Annotated in this window: 5 protein-coding genes; 1 reads left to right on the top strand and 4 read right to left on the bottom strand. The window is 38.2% G+C overall.

The window, feature by feature from the left end:
• Nucleotides 1-337: 337 nt before the first annotated feature.
• The 4 genes from WKT05_RS10495 to WKT05_RS10480 all read right to left on the bottom strand — a co-directional run bounded on the left by WKT05_RS10495 (nt 338) and on the right by WKT05_RS10480 (nt 2,954).
• On the bottom strand, nt 338-1,555 hold the full coding sequence (locus WKT05_RS10495; protein ID WP_001291569.1) for a tyrosine-type recombinase/integrase: 1,218 nt from the start codon (nt 1,553-1,555) through the stop codon (nt 338-340).
• An 81-nt stretch (nt 1,556-1,636) separates the two neighbouring features.
• Entirely contained in the window at nt 1,637-1,840 is a 204-nt protein-coding gene (locus WKT05_RS10490; protein WP_000814510.1) for an excisionase, read from the bottom strand.
• 461 nt (nt 1,841-2,301) lie between these two features.
• Entirely contained in the window at nt 2,302-2,532 is a 231-nt protein-coding gene (locus tag WKT05_RS10485) for a helix-turn-helix domain-containing protein (protein WP_001224508.1), read from the bottom strand.
• Nucleotides 2,529-2,954, bottom strand: a complete 426-nt coding sequence (locus WKT05_RS10480; protein ID WP_005957428.1) for a sigma-70 family RNA polymerase sigma factor — start codon at nt 2,952-2,954, stop codon at nt 2,529-2,531. Before WKT05_RS10480 ends, WKT05_RS10485 begins: the two co-directional genes overlap by 4 nt.
• A gap of 504 nt (nt 2,955-3,458) precedes the next feature.
• Here WKT05_RS10480 and WKT05_RS10475 point away from each other — a divergent pair.
• Complete coding sequence (locus WKT05_RS10475) at nt 3,459-3,812, top strand: helix-turn-helix transcriptional regulator (protein ID WP_001227347.1); 354 nt, start codon at nt 3,459-3,461, stop codon at nt 3,810-3,812.
• Nucleotides 3,813-3,901: the final 89 nt, after the last annotated feature.

Raw genomic sequence — 3,901 nt, 5'->3', positions numbered from 1 at the left:
TTTTTTATCCTATCGATCGACTGCCTTTCTTTTTGCTAAATCTTATGCAACAAAGGAAGACATAGAGGAGTTAATAAACGTCTTTCAATCCGAGAATCCCAATGCGAGAGAAGAAGAGGTGGAGAAATGAAACTGTTAATCAATGTTATCTCTTTTTTCTTTGAAACAAAGTATAAATTTCTAATTATCTTTTTATATTTTCTTAAATGCTCGTAAAGCCTTATTCTATGTGCTTTCGAGTATTTTTACTGTAGGAAGATACTTCACGTTTCTTTGCATATTTCCTCATGTCTTAGCTGTCAGAAGTGGTAAATTAGTAGTAAATTCATCTGTACTACTAAGCAACAAGACGTTCCTGCTGTTTCTTTTTTTCCAAGCGGTTCATCTCTGCCATAGCAGAATCGAATGTAGCATGTGCGTAATAGTTCAGCGTCATGTTTATATTCGCATGCCCCATAATGTACTGCAATGCTTTTGGGTTCATTCCTGCATTTGCATAGTTAGTGCAGAACGTATGACGCAAAATGTGTGGAGTGATATGGGGTAGCTTATCCTCATGATATTTATTGTATTTCTTGACAAGGTTTTTCAACATACCATTGTAATCACTTGCCACTTTAGGATAGTCTTTCCCATTGAGAAAAAGGAAATTACTATAACCATCAATCACAACACATTTACGGTTCTTCCGATTCGCCAGCACTCGCTGAAACGCTTGATAGGCTTCTTCAACCATAGGAACTTGTCGTTCGCCACTTTTAGTCTTGGGAGTTTCAATGTAGTATCCATTTTCAGTATCTCGTAGTAACTGATGGTCTACCTTGACAAGACGATTTTCAAAATCCAAATCTGGAAGTGTCAGACCGCCAAACTCTGAAATACGAAGACCCGTTTTTAAGAGTATCAGGATTTCATCATAATTCTTGCTGTAGGTCTTATCAGCTTTCGCAAAGGATAACAGCTTTTCTTCCTGCTCCGTTGTCAATGCGACTTTAGGAACAGTATCATCATCAATGACGGTATTTAGCTGGAAGTCAAAGGGATTCTTCCGAACACAATCGTCTTCAATCGCAATATAGAATGAAGCCCTTAAAGAACGCTTATAGTTATTGATGGTTTGATAAGCATATCCATCTTCACTCATTCTAATCGCCCATTCTTTAGCGTCAGACGGTTTAATGCTGTCTATGCTCCTTGCACCTAACTTGTCCTTTGTCAAAATATCCATCAGATATTTCCGTCCAGTTTGCGTGCCTTTCTTCACATTGGGTCTTTGAGCATTCTGCTTTGCGTAAAGCTGACAAAGTGTCATTTTCTTTCCTACAACATCAATGCCATCATGAATGTCTTTCAGTAGCTCCGCAACTTTTTCCCGAAGAGGAACACAATCACGCTTTCCTGCTGGTACTCTGTCTGTAGCCACCAGTTTCCATGAGTAGATAAATTGCGGTTCTCCAAATGAATCTACATATTTATATAAGTATCTTCCGTCTTTTCGTTGGCTCTCCCCAGTCTTTAAAATGCGACCTTTATTGTCACGTCTTTTCTCTGACATGGCTTTCGCTCCTTTCCAAAATGGAAAGAGCCTTGATACGACTTAATGCTATTTTATCATATCCAAGACCCTTTGGCGACGCTAGATTGCGTCCAATTTATCAATAATTTTTTCAAACTGTTTTCGCTTTATCTGAATACGATTGCCATTCATAATCAGCCAATCAGCATTTTTATTTTCATCTGCCAAACGACGGAGCTTATTTTCGCCAATACGGAAATACTTAGACGCTTCTTCAATGGTCAGGGTATAACGCTCCCAGATAGGAATATCTGTCTGCTTCATAAAATCCTCCTTTCCCAATCACACGTTAGATTTCATAAAAGTAGTTTTACAAGCAATCGAACAGCTTTAGCAAAGCTCACGGGAGTTCCACCCTTGCACGGTTCTCGTCCAACTGTACTCATTGCCTGCGACGCTTTTAACGCTCGGACTATGACGATACAGGAGTATCATTATTACGATAAGAATGTCTTCGCTGGCAATCCTGCTAAAGATTACTTCTCGGATCACTGACATGAATCGCTCGCTATCTTTACAGGGCAGGTCATGGCGGTCAGCTCCGTTGGCTCTTTTCTTATCGAAATGTATTCGACTGCTGTTATTCAGTTTTCAAAGAACAGATGGCTTGTCAGCCTATCAAAACATACTGAAAGACAATATGCTTTGATGGAATAACAAACCTCCCCAATCGGGAAGTATGGAAAGCTCGTCCGCACTTCCACGAAAAGAGAGATAAATCGGTGCTACTCAATCTCAAATGACAGGATTTTTGTAATCAACCTGGTTTCCATTCGTCCACGTAAGACCTCATCAACGACCATACTTTGATTGCCATATTCATCTTTCATCAACCGTAGAGAGCGTTTAGCAATGTACCCTCTGTAATAATGTAGAATCTGGTTAATCGCTTCTGTATCGCCATCACAAGCCTTTACAATCAATGGGAATGGAATTCTGGAATATTCTTTTCTCATTCTTCGTTTTCCTCCTCCATAAACTTCTTGATTAAGGCTAGTCCACTGGTTCTATGCCGATAGACAGTAGAACGGTTCAATTTCAACAGGTCTGCAATTTCTGAATCGCTCATGTCCATAAAGTAAAACAGCAGTAGAATTTCACGTTTCTTGTCTGGCAACTCACGTAATGCTTCACTCAACAAATCATTTTCAACGCCTACTGATAACCCATTGAGTGTAAAAATCTGAAAGTCAGTTGAATAGTTATCTGTTGTCGCAAACTGGCTAACAAGATAATCGCCAACATCCGAAAAGGACACCTCACGCTTTGCAATCCTTGAAAGATAAAGCATATAATTCTTTCGCTCGTCTTCCATAGCACGTTTACAGATATAGTCAAACTGATTTTCTATTGTGGTCTGAAAAGAAGATGGTTTCATGTTTCTCACCCCCTTTCTGTCTAGGAAAGGAAGTGAGCCTTGCTCGTTTATCTCCTTTCACTCTTAGTCCCAATGTGAAAGGGGGATTTGTTGCATTACTGATAAATAAACTTTGTAAAAAAGTTCTGAATAGCCAAAAAAGCATATAAACAGATTTATTTCTCTGTTTACATGCTTCTGTTATTCTATCTATATGATTTATAAAACCACATTGGTGGACGTACTTATCTATTGCAGATAGACGACTTTTTTTGACAAGAACCCAATGTAAGGAAATTTATTGTATATGATGTACTTCATGGCGACGTTGACCTCCAACAAACCGCCATTTGGAAGTAATATACAATATTTTAACAGCGTAAATAGCACTACCATATAACGGTTTTTTTTATTGGCGTTTAGTAGTGCTTTTTATTAAATATAAACCTATAAACCATATAACACGTTTTTCTATACCTGTTTTTAATTCAGTAGGAACAATAAAATGTATAGAGGTGGTCTACTATGCGTAAAAAAGAAGATAAATATGATTTTAGAGCCTTTGGTTTAGCCATTAAAGAAGCTCGATTGAAACGAGGTTTAACTCGTGAACAAGTGGGAGCATTGATTGAAATTGACCCACGGTACTTAACTAATATTGAAAATAAAGGGCAACACCCCAGCATACAAGTTCTTTATGACCTTGTATCGTTACTTCATGTTTCCGTTGATGAATTTTTCTTACCTGCTAATAACTTGGTAAAAAGCACCCGACGATTACAGATAGAGAAATACATGGATAGCTTTACAGACAAAGAACTATCCTTAATGGAATCTTTAGCCAGCGGTATCAACGAAGCAAGAAACATCGAAGACTAATTAAAAGAATCCATACATAACGGAAAGAGCCGATAAAATGAGATTGTATTAATCTCATTTTATCGGCTCTCAGAGTGATGACAAAGGGG

This window comes from Peptoniphilus sp. HCN-40583 (assembly GCF_037892835.1).
GTDB classification, from domain to species: domain Bacteria; phylum Bacillota; class Clostridia; order Tissierellales; family Peptoniphilaceae; genus Aedoeadaptatus; species Aedoeadaptatus rachelemmaiella.
The sequence above is the reverse complement of the archived record's forward strand: the minus strand, read 5'-3'. Positions and strand labels throughout refer to the sequence as shown.